Annotated in this window: 14 protein-coding genes and 1 tRNA gene; 8 read left to right on the forward strand and 7 right to left on the reverse strand. The window is 74.3% G+C overall.

Features of this window, described 5'->3' with window-relative positions; genetic code table 11:
• Positions 1-132 precede the first annotated feature (132 nt).
• From FH609_RS14295 to FH609_RS14305, 3 genes are read right to left on the reverse strand one after another with little or no spacing between them, the layout of a single operon-like run.
• On the reverse strand, positions 133-1,449 hold the full coding sequence (locus FH609_RS14295; RefSeq protein WP_139674420.1) for an RNA polymerase sigma factor: 1,317 nt from the start codon (positions 1,447-1,449) through the stop codon (positions 133-135).
• Entirely contained in the window at positions 1,449-1,775 is a 327-nt protein-coding gene (locus FH609_RS14300) for a YciI family protein (RefSeq protein ID WP_139674417.1), read from the reverse strand. The genes FH609_RS14295 and FH609_RS14300 overlap by 1 nt, the downstream gene beginning before the upstream one ends.
• Entirely contained in the window at positions 1,772-2,368 is a 597-nt protein-coding gene (locus tag FH609_RS14305; protein ID WP_193318107.1) for an SRPBCC family protein, read from the reverse strand. Before FH609_RS14305 ends, FH609_RS14300 begins: the two co-directional genes overlap by 4 nt.
• A gap of 211 nt (positions 2,369-2,579) precedes the next feature.
• Here FH609_RS14305 and FH609_RS14310 point away from each other — a divergent pair, with 211 nt between their 5' ends.
• A complete protein-coding gene (locus tag FH609_RS14310) occupies positions 2,580-3,194 on the forward strand; it encodes a dihydrofolate reductase family protein (protein WP_139674411.1) in 615 nt (204 codons plus the stop codon).
• Between the two features lie 97 nt (positions 3,195-3,291).
• Positions 3,292-3,522: a hypothetical protein gene (locus FH609_RS14315; RefSeq protein ID WP_139674408.1), complete on the forward strand. Its 231-nt coding sequence runs from the start codon at positions 3,292-3,294 to the stop codon at positions 3,520-3,522.
• On the opposite strand, the gene FH609_RS14320 is transcribed toward FH609_RS14315, so the two are convergent.
• On the reverse strand, positions 3,477-3,923 hold the full coding sequence (locus FH609_RS14320; protein ID WP_139674405.1) for a winged helix-turn-helix transcriptional regulator: 447 nt from the start codon (positions 3,921-3,923) through the stop codon (positions 3,477-3,479). The genes FH609_RS14315 and FH609_RS14320 overlap by 46 nt on opposite strands.
• Positions 3,924-4,124: 201 nt before the next feature.
• Between FH609_RS14320 and FH609_RS14325 the strand changes: the two genes are divergently transcribed.
• On the forward strand, positions 4,125-4,964 hold the full coding sequence (locus FH609_RS14325) for an NAD(P)-dependent oxidoreductase (RefSeq protein WP_264372792.1): 840 nt from the start codon (positions 4,125-4,127) through the stop codon (positions 4,962-4,964).
• Positions 4,965-5,139: 175 nt separating this feature from the next.
• Here the strand turns inward: FH609_RS14325 and FH609_RS14330 are convergent, their stop codons facing one another.
• Both FH609_RS14330 and FH609_RS14335 read right to left on the reverse strand, forming a co-directional pair.
• Complete coding sequence (locus FH609_RS14330; protein WP_139674399.1) at positions 5,140-5,580, reverse strand: VOC family protein; 441 nt, start codon at positions 5,578-5,580, stop codon at positions 5,140-5,142.
• 138 nt (positions 5,581-5,718) lie between these two features.
• Positions 5,719-6,372: an HNH endonuclease family protein gene (locus FH609_RS14335; protein WP_139674396.1), complete on the reverse strand. Its 654-nt coding sequence runs from the start codon at positions 6,370-6,372 to the stop codon at positions 5,719-5,721.
• A gap of 293 nt (positions 6,373-6,665) precedes the next feature.
• On the opposite strand from FH609_RS14335, the gene FH609_RS14340 reads away from it, so the two are divergent.
• Both FH609_RS14340 and mfd read left to right on the forward strand, forming a co-directional pair.
• Positions 6,666-7,145 carry an OsmC family protein gene (locus tag FH609_RS14340; protein ID WP_139674393.1) on the forward strand — a complete coding sequence of 160 codons (480 nt, stop codon included), beginning with the start codon at positions 6,666-6,668 and terminating at the stop codon, positions 7,143-7,145.
• 133 nt (positions 7,146-7,278) lie between these two features.
• Entirely contained in the window at positions 7,279-10,821 is a 3,543-nt protein-coding gene (mfd, locus tag FH609_RS14345; protein WP_139674390.1) for a transcription-repair coupling factor, read from the forward strand.
• Positions 10,822-10,841: 20 nt separating this feature from the next.
• On the opposite strand, the gene FH609_RS14350 is transcribed toward mfd, so the two are convergent.
• Positions 10,842-10,913 (reverse strand) — tRNA-Gln (locus FH609_RS14350).
• A gap of 258 nt (positions 10,914-11,171) precedes the next feature.
• Between FH609_RS14350 and FH609_RS31645 the strand changes: the two genes are divergently transcribed.
• The 3 genes from FH609_RS31645 (at position 11,172) to FH609_RS14365 (ending at position 13,593) form a co-directional block, all read left to right on the forward strand.
• Positions 11,172-11,738 carry a fluoride efflux transporter FluC gene (locus tag FH609_RS31645; RefSeq protein ID WP_405379144.1) on the forward strand — a complete coding sequence of 189 codons (567 nt, stop codon included), beginning with the start codon at positions 11,172-11,174 and terminating at the stop codon, positions 11,736-11,738.
• Entirely contained in the window at positions 11,735-12,112 is a 378-nt protein-coding gene (crcB, locus tag FH609_RS14360) for a fluoride efflux transporter CrcB (protein ID WP_139674384.1), read from the forward strand. Before FH609_RS31645 ends, crcB begins: the two co-directional genes overlap by 4 nt.
• Before the next feature lie 101 nt (positions 12,113-12,213).
• Positions 12,214-13,593: a sensor histidine kinase gene (locus FH609_RS14365; protein WP_139674382.1), complete on the forward strand. Its 1,380-nt coding sequence runs from the start codon at positions 12,214-12,216 to the stop codon at positions 13,591-13,593.
• Positions 13,594-13,614: the final 21 nt, after the last annotated feature.

Below are 13,614 nucleotides of genomic sequence, written 5' to 3' on the forward strand. Positions count from 1 at the left end.
CCCCGCGCCCCCACCGAGCTGGTCCGTCCCGCGCCCGCCCGTTCGGCGCGGAGCGCCCCCGCGCTCCTCGCCCCCGCCCCGCGCCCCGCCCCGCGCGGCTCTCGTCCGGCGCGCGCCCCGCGCGCGCCGGGTTCAGCTCGTGGCCGCCTCGCACTCGGCCAACCGGCCGGCGAGATAGCGGCGTTCGGCCGAGGGCGGGGCCAGCGCCAGGGCCTCCCGGTAGTGAACGGCCGCCTCCCGCCGGTGGCCGCGCCGGCGCAGCAGGTCGGCCCTGGCGGCCGGCAGCAGGTGGTAGCCGGCGAGCGCGCCCGAGGCGGCCAGCGCGTCCAGCGCCGCGAGCGCGGCCGGCGGATCGCCGGCGAAGGCCACCGCGACCGCCCGGTTCAGCTCGACCACGGGGCTCGGGGCCACCCGCGCCAACTCGGCGTAGAGCAGGGCGATCTGCGGCCAGTCGGTGTCCTCGGCCCGCCGGGCCGAGGCGTGGCAGGCGGCGACGGCCGCCTGGATCTGGTACGGGCCAGGCCGGCGGCGCGCCAGCGCCGCGTCCAGCACGGCCAGCCCCTCCTCGATCCCGGCCCGCCGCCAGCGGGAGCGGTCCTGCTCCTCCAGCGGAACCAGCTCGCCCGCCGCGTCGAACCTCGCCGGCCGCCGCGCGTCATGGAGCAGCGCCAACGCCAGGAGCCCGGCCGCCTCCGGCTCGTCCGGCAGCAACTCGGTCAGCAGCCGAGCCAACCTGATCGCCTCCGCGCAGAGATCAACGCGAACGGGCGGCCCCTCCCGATCAGTTCCGCTCAGATAGCCCTCGTTGAAGAGCAGGTAGACCACGGCGAGCACACCGGGCAGCCGCTCGGCGAGCAGCCGACCGGTCGGAACCCGGAACGGGATCGCGGCGTGCCGGATCTTGCTCTTCGCCCGCACCAGCCGCTGGGCCATGGTGGGTTCGGGGACCAGGAAGGCGCGGGCGATCTCGGCGGTGGTCAGGCCGGTGAGCGCGCGCAGCGTGAGGGCCACCCGGCCGGCGAGCGGCAGCGCCGGGTGGCAGCAGGTGAAGACCAGCCGCAGCAGGTCGTCCGCCGGCCCCTCCTCCTCCGCCAACTCCGGTGCCGGCGCGACCGGTTCCCCGCCCGGGCCGCGTTCGCCACCCGGGCCGGGCTGGCCGGCCAGCTCGCGGAGCCTGGTCCGCTCGGTGGCCGCCCGGCGCAGCCGGTCCACGGCCCGGTTGCGGGCGACGGTGGTCAGCCACGCCCCGGGCCGCTCGGGCACCCCGTCGTGCGGCCAGCGCTCCAGCGCGCGGGCGAACGCGTCCTGCGCGCACTCCTCCGCCAACTCCCAGTCGCCGGTGGCGCGGATCACGGCGGCCACCACCCGACCCCACTCCGCCCGCCCGGCCTCGGCGACCGCATCGGCCACCGCGTCGCCGCGCTCTTCCGGGGGATGCCCCTCGACCATCAGTCGGTCCAGAACGGTCGCACCTCGATCATCCCGAAGCGGGCCATCGGATGCCGGGCGGCCACCTGGATCGCCTCGTCCAGATCGGCGCACTCGATCACGTCGAAGCCGCCCATCTGCTCCTTGGTCTCGGCGAACGGGCCGTCGGTGAGCAGCGTCTCGCCGCCCCGCACCCGCACCGTGGTGGCGTCCTCGGCCGGCCGGACCCGGTCGCCGAAGAGCCGGACGCCCCTGGCCTCGGTCTCCTCGACCCAGGCGGTCGGGTCGAGTTCGCCCTCCTCGGCCTCGATCGGGCCCTCCGAACAGATCAACAGCAGATACTTCATCGGTCCTCTCCCATCACGCTCGCGGTCGCCCCGGCCGAACGCGCCAGGGCCAGCAGTGTGCGCCTCATCCCGTCCCGCAGCTGGGACAACCGGCCGTCGAGCGCGCCGGGCGAGCGGAGCGCGGCCTCCCTGGCGCCCGTCAGGCCGGGGCCGTGGACGAAGGACTGCCGCACCACCGTCCTGCCCGGCAGCGCGTCCGGTGTGAGGTCATAACACCAGAGCGAACCGGGTCGTTCGGGATCGGCGCGCTCGTCGAGCACCACCCAGGCGAACCGCCCCGGCCGCCGGGCCTCGGTGACCTGGCAGACCACCGAGACGGTCGAGCCGTCCGGGTAGCGGTTGCGCCCCTCGAACCGGTCCCCGGCCCGGATCGCCGCCGGCGTCGCCGGCGCCGGCCCGCCCAACCAGCGGGCGCCCAGACACTCCGGGCTCCACTCGCCGACCCGGGTCACATCCGCCAGCAGGTCCCACAGCGCCCCGGCCGGCAGGCCCACGGTCAACGTCACCTCAGCCCGCGCCCCCGTCACCGGGTCGGCCCCGCTGCCCGTGTCGTGTGCCGTCCCGTAGCCGGTCTCGTATGCCGTGTCGATCATCGTGCCGACGCCCTTCCGTTCCTCGCTCGCCCGACGTTCCCCGCCGGGTGTTCCGCACGCCCTCGCGGCGCGTTTCACCACCACGACGAACGGGACCGGCCCGGATCGACACCTCCGGAAGAAAAAAGGCGAAGAAAATTCGCGCGGCGGACACGGCCTAGGGTGGTGGCTCATCGCGGGGCGGCCGAACGGCCGTTGTGGAAGGGAAACCATGCGCAGGCTCGTCTATCTCGTCGCCAGCACCATCGACGGGTTCATCGCCGGGCCCGACGGCAGCGATCCCACCGGACCGGCCGGGTTCTGGCCGATTCCACCCGACTACGTGGACCATCTGCGCGAGGAGTATCCGGAGACCCTGCCGGGGCCGGCCAGGGAGGCGCTGGGGGTGACGGCGGAGGGGCGGCACTTCGACACCGTCCTCGAAGGGCGCGGCAGCTACGAGATCGGCCTCAGGGCCGGCGTGGACGACGCCTTCCCGCACCTGCGGCACCTCGTCTTCTCGCGGACGCTGGAACGGGTGCCGGCCGCCGCGGTCGAACTGGTGTCGACCGACCCGGTCGAGCGGGTGCGCCAGCTGAAGCGCGAGCCCGGACGTGACCTGTGGCTGATCGGCGGCGCCGGGTTGGCCAGGTCGCTCTACCCGGAGATCGACCGACTGGTGGTGAAGCTGGCCCCGCTGACCATCGGCGCCGGCCTGCCGCTCTTCTCCCAGGAGGCCGAGTTCAACCCGGCCGTCTGGGACCTCACCAACCACCACGCGCTGGCGGGCGGCGCGCTCTTCCTCACCTATGACCGCACGCGTCCACAGGATCACCCCACGCCCTGACCAGCCCGGTCGACCGACCCCCGAGGCCGGGAGGTAACGTTGAGTGCCGTGGTTGTGACGGGACGCGCAACCCTGGCCCAACTCGGGGAGTTTCAGCATGGGCGGAGACATCGACGGGGAGTTCGACGGAGGGGATGACGACTGCGACGGGCCGCATCGACAGTGCCAGGCGTGCAGCGGCCAGCGGGTGGAGATCCGCGAGACCCTCTATCTGGCCGCTTCGGGGCAGGCCCAGGGCGTGGCCGCGCCCCATGTCTGCTGGCACTGCGCGGGCCACGGCTTCTACTGCGTGGCGGCCTTCCGCTGCGTGACCCCGGTGGCCGGCTGACCGCCCGCCGCGTCACCGGCCGCGTCGGCCGCATCGCCACCCGCCGCGTCGCCTGCCGGCGCGGTCCGGTGCGTGGCGCCGCCCAGGACGTGCTCCTGGCCCCAGGCACCGAGCGGGCCCAGCGCCTCGTTGAGCGAACGGCCCAGCGGCGTCAGCGAGTAGCTCACATGCGGGGGAATTTCGTCCCGCACCTCCCGGCGCACGATCCGGTCGGTCTCCAACTCCCGCAGGTGCGAGGCCAACACCTTCTCCGAGACGCCGGGCAGCGCCCGGCGCAGCTCGCCGAAGCGGTGGGGGCGCTCGTCCAGGGCCCAGAGAATCAGCACCTTCCACTTGCCGCCGATCACATCCATCGCGGCGTCGATCCCGCACGTGTACCTCGGGCGCGGTGTGGTCGTCATCGGTCAGCCCTCCCACCTGCTCACTCACCTCGGCGTAACCACCCACTCCGAAGTGCGTACTTGTCGCTCGTCCCGACCGGGACAAGCCTAGGCGGCATGACCAACACCCCCTCCGTCTCCGCATCCTCCCCTGCCGTCGCCCGGGCCGCCGAGCCCGGCGAACACCGCCCCCGGTCCCTCTCGCTGCTGGGCCTGGGCGCCATGGGCACCGCGCTGGCCAGGACCTGGCTGGCCGCCGGCCACCGGGTGACCGTCTGGAACCGGACGCCCGCCCGCGCCGAGCCCCTCCGGGCGCTGGGCGCCACCGTCGCCGGCAGCGCCGCCGAGGCCGTGGCCGCCAACGACCTCGTGGTGCTCTGCCTGTTGGACGACGCCTCCGTCGGCGAGACCCTCGCCGGGGCCGAGCTGGCCGGCCGCGACCTGGTGAACCTGACCACCTCGACGCCGGCCGACGCCCGGGTCTGGGCGGACCGGGCGCAGGCGGCCGGCGCGCGCTTCCTCGACGGCGGGATCATGGCCGTTCCCCCGATGATCGGCGTGCCCGAGGCCGGCGGCTATGTCTTCTACTCCGGCTCGGCCGAACTCTTCGCCGCCCACCAGGAGATCCTCGCCGTCCCCGCCGGGGCCCGCTATGTGGGCGAGGACGCCGGCCTGGCCGCGCTCCACGACGTCGCGCTGCTCAGCGCCATGAGCGGGATGTTCGCCGGGATCACCCACGCCTTCGCGCTGGTCCGCGAGGCCGACGTGGACCTCGGAGGATTCTCCGGGCTGCTGGCCGACTGGCTGGTGGCGATGGCGCGGGTGGCGGTGACGGAGGACCAGCACGCGCAGAAGGCGGAGCAGGGCGAGGACCAGGGCGATGTGGCGTCGAACCTGGCGATGCAGGTGGCCGGCAACGCCACCCTGCTGCGCACGGCCGAGCAACAGGGCGTCAGCGCCGAGCTGTTGACCCCCTATATGGAGCTGATGGAGCGGGCCGTCGCCGAGGGCCACGGCGATCGCGACGGCTCCGTGCTGGTGGAGCTGCTGACCGCGCACTGAGCATCACCCCTAGGGCCTCTCTTTTGGATCTTCGTGGATCAGCGAGCGGCGTCAGACGCGGTGCATCGCAAGGCGCCGGATCGCAGCCCATACTTGGTCGTATTCGCGCGATTCGGTAACGCGGCGAGGTGCCGTGTATGGCGTCGCGAGCCCGCGAAGATCCGAAAGAGAGGCCCTACGCCGCGCCGAAATCGGGGAGGGTCAACGAGCCGTCGTCGGCGAGCGGGAAGCCCGGGTTGTGCGCGATCTCCCACGGGTGGCCGTCCGGGTCGGTGAACGTGCCGGCGTAGCCGCCGTAGTCCGTGGGCGCGGCCGGCGCGGTGACCGTGGCGCCGGCGCGCTCGGCGGCGGCCAGCAGCGCGTCGACCTCCGCCCGGGAGCGCACGTTGTGCGCCAGGGTGATCCCGCCGAAGCCGCCGGGCGGCACCGGGGTGTCCGAGAGGCCGCCGTCGGCGGCGGCCTCGGCCCGGCCCCACAGGACCAGGGCCAAGCCGCCGGCCTGGAAGAAGACCGTCTCCTGGACCTCCTGCCCCCGCCAGCCGAGCCGCTCGTAGAAGGCGCGGGCGCGGGCCACGTCGGCGACGCCCAGGGTGATCAGGCTGATGCGTTGTTCCATGCCCCGGACACTACAGCGAGCCACTGACAGTCACTCAACGTGCCGGCCTCGGGGGCGTGTTCCGCACCGGCCAGGCCGGTGCGGAACACGCGCGACGCCCATGGGCGCCCGGAACGGCCGCGCGGAACGGCCGTGCGGTCAGCAGCCGTTGAGGATGCCGCTGAGCGCGCTCTTCTCCGAGGAGTCGACCGACAGCCCGTAGTAGTGCTTCACCTGCACCCAGGCGCGGGCGTAGACGCAGTGGTAGGAGCTGCTCGGCGGCAGCCACTCGGCCGGGTCCTGGTCGCCCTTGGACTGGTTGACGTTGTCCGTCACCGCCAACAGCTGCGGCCTGGTCAGGTCGTTGGCGAAGGCCTCGCGGCGCGAGGTGGTCCAGGAGTCGGCGCCCGAGTCCCAGGCCTCGGCCAGCGGCACCAGGTGGTCGATGTCCACGTCGGATGCGGCGGACCAGGTGGCGCCGTCGTAGGGGGAGTACCAACTGCCACTGACCGCGGCGCAGCTGTTGTCGGTCTCCACGTTGCTGCCGTCGCGCTGGAGGATGACCTCGCGGGTGTTGCAGTTGCCGCCCTGGCTGCTCCAGTGGGGGAAGAGATCGCGGTCGTAGCCGGTGCGGTCCTCGGCGGTGACCGTGAGCTGGGAGAGATAGGTGCGGGCCGTCGAAGCGGCGATGGGGGTGGGGAGGGCGGCCTGTGCCGATGGTCCGGTGAACAGGGCCGCCAGGGATATCAGTCCGGTGAGCGCCGCCAGCAGGGACAACCTGCGACGCGCGTAGACGCTGGGGGTGCGTGACACGCGAACTCCCTTGGTGTGGGGGTGACTTCGGCCCGGCGGAACCGCGCGGGCACGACCGGCTCAGCATGTCGCCGTAACGTTTCCGCCTGGCATGGCCCAGGTTACAAGTCGGGGGCATGGACACGTCAGGTGTGGGATGTGGCGAACCCGTGCCGGCTTCTCCGGCTTCCCCCAACGGAGTTGTGGACCGGACGGGCGTCCCCGCCCCGCCCGGCGGCCCGCCCGGGCCGGACCGGGGTGGGGATGGGGCGAAGATGGGAGAGGAACAGCAACGAGCACCGGAGGTCGGACGGATGGGTCAGCCGCGTGAGCACCGTTACTCGGTCGGGGTCACCTGGACCGGGAACACCGGCGAGGGAACGGCCGGCTACCGGAAGTTCGCCCGCGACCACCGGGTGACCGTCTCCGGCAAGCCGCTGATCGAGGGCAGCGCCGACCCCTCGTTCGTCGGCGACCCCGCCCGCTGGAACCCCGAGGAGCTGCTGGTCGCCTCGCTCGCCCAGTGCCACATGCTCACCTATCTGGCCCTCTGCTCCCTCAAGCGGGTGCGGGTGGTGGACTACCGGGACGCCGCCGAGGGGCTGATGCGGGAGTCGGCCGGGGTCGGCGAGTTCGTCGAGGTCACGCTCAACCCGGTCGTCGAGGTGGCCGAGGAGTCCATGATCGATCTGGCCAGCGCGCTCCACGAGGACGCCCACCGGGACTGCTTCATCGCCCGCTCGGTCGGCTTCCCCGTGCGGCACCTGCCGACCATCACCGTTGCCGGAAGCTGATCGTCCGAGGGCACGCGTACCCTGGTAGACCCCCGGCCCGCAGCGCGTGCCGGGTGCTTCGTGTTGCCCGCCGCGCCGGCCCTCCCACCGGGGCCACCGCGCGCCGGGCCCGGCCAACCGGGATGGATACCTCATGAGCCTGCACGGCCTGCTCGACGCCGTCATCCAGGAGCCCGCCCTGGGCGAGGCGGTCTCCGCCGCCCGCGACGGCGGCCGCCCGCACCTCGACCTGGTGGGCCCGCCCGCCGCCCGGCCGCTCGCCGTCGCGGCGCTGGCCAGGTCGGCCGGGCGGACCGTGCTCGCCGTCACGGCCACCGGCCGGGAGGCCGAGGACCTGGCCGCCGCGCTGCGCTCGCTGCTGCCCGCCGACGGCGTCGTGGAGTTCCCCTCCTGGGAGACGCTGCCGCACGAACGCCTCTCGCCGCGCGCCGACACCGTCGGCCGCCGGCTCGCCGTGCTGCGCCGGCTCGCCCACCCCAAGGCGGACGACCCGGGTGCCGGGCCGGTCTCGGTGGTCGTGGCCCCGGTGCGCTCGGTGCTCCAGCCGCAGGTCGCCGGCCTCGGCGACCTGGAGCCGGTCGCGCTGCGGAACGGGCAGACCGCCGACCTCTCCCGGGTGACCGAGGCGCTGGCGGCCGCCGCCTACAGCCGGGTCGAACTGGTCGAGAAGCGCGGCGAGTTCGCGGTGCGTGGCGGCATCCTCGACGTCTTCCCGCCCACCGAGGAGCACCCGCTGCGGGTGGAGTTCTGGGGCGACGAGGTCGAGGAGGTCCGCTACTTCAAGGTGGCCGACCAGCGTTCCCTCGAAGTCGCCGAGCACGGGCTGTGGGCGCCACCCTGCCGGGAGCTGCTGCTGACCGACGAGGTCCGCCGGCGCGCGGCCGAGCTGGCCGTCGCGCACCCCGAACTGGACGAGCTGCTGGGGAAGATCGCCGAGGGCGTCGCCGTCGAGGGCATGGAGTCGCTGGCGCCGGTGCTGGTCGACGAGATGGAGCTGCTGCTGGACGTGCTGCCGGTCAACAGCCTGGTCATGCTCTGCGACCCCGAGCGCATCCGGTCCCGCGCGGCCGACCTGGTGGCCACCAGCCAGGAGTTCCTCCAGGCGTCCTGGGCCGCCGCCGCGATGGTGGACAGCGGGGACGCCCCGATCGACGTGGGCGCCGCCAGCCTCCGTGGCCTCGCCGAGGTGCGGGAGCGGGCCGGCGAACTCGGCCTGCCCTGGTGGTCGGTCTCGCCGTTCTCGCCCGACGAGGAGCTGGACCAGGACACCGTGCGGCTGGGCCTGCGGGCGCCCGAGAGCTACCGGGGCGACGTCTCCCGCGCGCTGGCCGACACCAAGGGCTGGCTGGCCGACGGCTGGCGCGTGGTCTATCTCACCGAGGCCCAGGGCCCGGCCGCGCGGACCGTCGAGGTGCTGGGCGGCGAGGGCGTCCCGGCCCGGCTCGACCCGGAGCTGACCGGCGAGATCGCGCCCTCCGTCGTCCATGTCTCCTGCGGCGCGCTGGAACACGGCTTCCTGGCGCCCGAGTCCTCCCTCGTCGTGCTCACCGAGACCGACCTGACGGGCCAGCGCGCCGCGGGCCGGGAGGGCGCGCGGATGCCGGCCCGCCGCCGCAAGGCGCTGGACCCGCTGACCCTGGAGACCGGCGACTACATCGTCCACGAGCAGCACGGCGTGGGCCGCTACATCGAGATGGTGCAGCGCACCGTGCAGGGCGCCACCCGCGAGTACCTGCTGGTGGAGTACGCGCCGGCCAAGCGGGGGCAGCCGGGCGACCGGCTGTTCGTGCCGACCGACCAGCTGGACCAGGTGACCAAGTACGTCGGCGGCGAGGCGCCCACGCTGCACCGGCTGGGCGGCGCCGACTGGACGAAGACCAAGGCGCGGGCGCGGAAGGCGGTCAAGGAGATCGCCGCCGACCTGATCAAGCTCTACTCGGCGCGGATGGCCGCGCCCGGCCACGCGTTCGGCGCCGACACCCCCTGGCAGCGGGAGCTGGAGGACGCCTTCCCCTACGCCGAGACCCCGGACCAGCTGACCACCATCGGCGAGGTCAAGGAGGACATGGAGCGCTCCGTCCCGATGGACCGGCTGGTCTGCGGCGACGTCGGCTACGGCAAGACCGAGATCGCGGTGCGGGCGGCGTTCAAGGCGGTGCAGGACGGCAAGCAGGTCGCGGTGCTGGTGCCCACCACGCTGCTGGTGCAGCAGCACTTCGGCACGTTCTCGGAGCGGTACGCGCAGTTCCCGGTCAAGGTCCGCCCGTTGAGCCGGTTCCAGTCCGACGCGGACGCGCGCGCCACCCTGGAGGGGCTGACCGACGGCTCGGTCGACGTGGTGATCGGCACCCACCGGCTGTTCTCCTCCGAGGTGAAGTTCCGGGACCTCGGCCTGGTGATCGTCGACGAGGAGCAGCGGTTCGGCGTCGAGCACAAGGAGCAGCTGAAGAAGCTGCGCGCCAACGTGGACGTGCTGACGATGTCCGCGACGCCGATCCCGCGCACGTTGGAGATGGCGGTCACCGGCATCAGGGAGATGTCGACGATCACCACGCCGCCCGAGGAGCGGCACCCCGTGCTGACCTTCGTGGGGCCCTACGAGGAGAGGCAGATCGGCGCGGCCATCCGCCGTGAACTGCTGCGCGAGGGCCAGGTGTTCTACATCCACAACCGGGTCGACTCCATCGACCGGGTCGCGGCCAGGCTCCGCCAGATCGTGCCCGAGGCGCGGATCGCCACCGCCCACGGGCAGATGGGCGAGGCGGCCCTGGAGCGGGTTGTCGTTGACTTCTGGGAGAAGCGGTTCGACGTGCTGGTCTCCACCACGATCGTGGAGTCCGGGATCGACATCTCCAACGCCAACACCCTGATCGTGGAGCGCGGCGACACCTTCGGCCTCTCCCAGCTGCACCAGCTGCGCGGTCGGGTCGGCCGGGGCAGGGAACGGGGCTACGCCTACTTCCTGTACCCGCCGGAGAAGCCGCTGACCGAGACCGCGCACGAGCGGCTGGCGACCATCGCCCAGCACACCGAGATGGGCGCCGGCATGTATGTGGCGATGAAGGACCTGGAGATCAGGGGCGCGGGCAACCTGCTGGGCGGCGAGCAGTCCGGGCACATCTCGGGCGTCGGCTTCGACCTGTATGTGCGGATGGTCGGCGAGGCGGTCGCGGACTACCGGGCGGCGCTGGAGTCCGGCGGCGAGCCGGAGGAGACGCTGCTGGAGGTGAAGGTCGAGCTGCCGGTGGACGCGCACGTTCCGCACGACTACGCGCCGGGCGAACGGCTGCGGCTCCAGGCGTACCGCTCGATCGCCGCCGCCAACACCGAGGAGGACATCGCCGCGGTCCGCGAGGAACTGGCCGACCGCTACGGCCCGTTGCCGGAGCCGGTGGAGAACCTGCTGCTGGTGGCCGGGCTGCGGATGCTCGCCAGGTCGTGCGGTGTGGGCGACATCACGCTCCAGGGCAGCCGGATCAGGTTCTCGCCGGTCGAGCTGCGGGAGTCCCAGGAACTGCGGCTGAAGCGGCTCTACCCGGGCGCGGTGATCAAGGCGGCGACCAGGCAGGTGCTGGTGCCCCGGCCGACGACGGCCCGGGTGGGCGGCAAGCCGCTGACGGGGCGGGAACTGCTGGCCTGGACCGGGGAGTTCCTCACCACGATCCCGGGGAGCTGAGCGGAGAACCGGGAGCCGGGCTCCCCCGCCAGGACTCGAACCTGGACACTACGAGTCAAAGTCGTATGTGCTGCCAATTACACCACGGGGGAAGGCGCGTCCACGGGGCGCCGGTTGACCGGGGCCGCCCGAACGACCCCCACACTATGCCAGCCCGGCGGCCCGCGTCGCGACGGCATACCCCTGGCTGGGGCGCACCGGGCGTACCCTGGGCGGTGGCCGGCCCGCGCCGGCCCCGGGAGGTGGGGCCCTCCCGATCCCAACCGCGGCACCGGCGCCGCCAACGGTCCCTGCTCGTGATCATCGCGCCCGCCCGCCGGGCGCGACATCGACGTGTGGGGAGTCGCACCGTGACCGCCGAAGAGCCGTTCGCCGAGGGCCCGTTGGGCCCGTCGCACCGGGGCCCGTCGGACAAGGGCCGCCGGGCCGTCGAGCCCGAGCCGATCGACCCGGACCTGCCGGCGCCGCCGCCCGTTCCGCCGCTGCCGACCGTGCTCGCGGTCGTCGCCGTCGGCGGCTCGCTCGGCGCGCTGGCCCGCTACGGCGCCGCGCTCCGCTGGCCGACGCCGCCCGGCGCCTTCCCCTGGACCACGCTGGTCGTCAACGTGCTGGGCTGCCTGCTGATCGGCGGCCTGCTGGTCGCCCTCACCGAGGTCTGGGCGGCCCACCCGCTGCTGCGGCCGTTTCTGGCCACCGGGGTGCTGGGCGGGTTCACCACCCTGTCCACCTATGCCGTCGAGGTCGAAACGCTGCTGCGCGACGGGCGGGTGGCGGCCGGCCTCGGGGTGCTGGGCGGCACCCTGGTCCTCGCGCTGCTCGCCGTCACCCTGGGCGCCTGGGGCGCCCGCCGGCTGGCGCGCCCACTTCTCGCGCGCCGGGGAGCGCGCGCCGGCGGCGGGAACGGGGGCGCGCGATGAGCGGCTGGCTGCTGGTGGCGCTGGGCGGCGCGGTGGGCGCGCCGCTGCGCTACGCCGTGGACCGGGGGCTGCGGCGCTGGCACGACGGTCCTTTTCCCTGGGGCACCCTGCTGGTCAACCTCGCCGGCTCGCTGGTGCTCGGCGCGCTCACCGGCGCGCTGCTCGCCGGGGCGGCCGGCGAACGGCTCGGGCTGCTGCTGGGCACCGGCTTCTGCGGCGCGTTGACCACCTACTCGACGTTCTCCTACGAGACCCTGCGGCTGGCCGAGACCGGCCGCCGGCCGGCGGCGTTCGGCAATGTGCTGGCCTCGGTCGGCGGCGGGCTCGGCGCCGCGTACGCCGGCCACGCGCTGGGGCTGCTGTGGTGGGGGTGAACGTCGCGGCGTCCCGCCGGTGAACGCGCCCGCCGCCCCGTTGCCGGCCGGGTTTCCGCCCGACGGAAAACCGCGCCGCCCGCGCCCGTAGGCTGGTCGTCATGGATGCGAAGGGGGCGCCCACGGCCGGAGGGGACTTCCGCCTGCTGTGGTGGACGCGACGGCGCAGCGTGGCGCTGGACGCGGGGCTCGCGGTGGTCTCGGCCGTCGAGTGCGCGGTCCAGGGGGTGGGCTTCGCCGACCGGACCGGACTCCCGGTCGGGCTGGTCGTGGTTCCGGGCGCGCTGGCCGGGCTGGCGCTGCTGGTGCGGCGGCGCTGGCCGCTGGCCGTGATCCTCATCTCGATCGCCGTGCTGCCGGCCAACATGGGCGCCGTGCTGGCGCTCGTCGGCCTCTACACGCTGGCCACCACGGACGCGCCCCGCCGGGTGATCGCCGCGCTGGCCTGCATGGAGGGCCTGGGCACGGTCATCGTCACCTATCTGCTGCTGGACAACGACCCGGCGATCAGGGAGCAGGCCGTCCCGGTCTGGTTCCGGCCGCTGGTGGCGTTGCTCTTCGGCGTGGCCTCGGTGGTGCCGCCGGTGTTGCTGGGGATGTATGTCCGGGCCAGGCGGCGGTTGGTGGAGACCCTGCGCGACCGGGCGCTCGGCCTGGAGCGCGAGCTGGGGCTGCTGGCCGAGCGGGCCGAGGAGCGCGCCGAGTGGGCGCGCGACGAGGAACGGCGGCGCATCGCCCGGGAGATGCACGACGTGGTGGCGCACCGGGTGAGCCTGATGGTGGTGCACGCCGCCGCCGTGCAGGCGGTGGCGCCCAAGGACCCGGAGAAGGCCGCGCGGAACGCCTCGCTGATCGGCGACATGGGCCGCCAGGCGCTGACCGAGCTGCGCACCATGCTGGGCGTGCTCCGCGCCGCGCCGGCCGGACCGACCGGCGCCTCGGACGCGTCCCGCGCCTCCCGGCTGGCCGAGATCGCCTCGGGCGCCGGCCAGGGCGAGGCGGCGGAGGCCCGGACGCCCGACGAGGGGCGCCAGCCGCCCGGGCCCGCCGGCAACGGCGAGGGGCCCCGGCTCACCGGGCTGCGCGCCCTGGTCGAGGAGTCGCGGGCGGCGGGGATGCGGGTGGAGCTGGCCGTCGAGGGCGAGCACCGCGACTATCCGGAGCAGGTGGAGTCGACGGCCTACCGGGTGGTCCAGGAGGCGCTGACCAATGTGCACAAGCACGCGGCCGGCGCCGCCGCCTGGGTGCGGCTGGCGCACCGGGACGGCGAGGTCGCCGTGCAGGTGCGCAACGAGGCCCCCGACGGCGCCGCCCGCCGCCCCGACGAGGCCAGGCTGCCCAGCGGCGGCAACGGCCTGGTCGGGATGCGGGAGCGGGTGACGGCGCTGGGCGGCGGCTTCGTCTCCGGCCCGACCGACGAGGGCGGCTTCCGCGTCTCGGCGGTGATCCCGGACCGGCCCGGGGAGCGCGCGGGTGGCTGAGTGCGCCGCCGGGCAGCGTGC

This window comes from Streptomyces sp. 3MP-14 (assembly GCF_006334905.2).
GTDB lineage: Bacteria > Actinomycetota > Actinomycetes > Streptomycetales > Streptomycetaceae > Streptomyces > Streptomyces triticirhizae.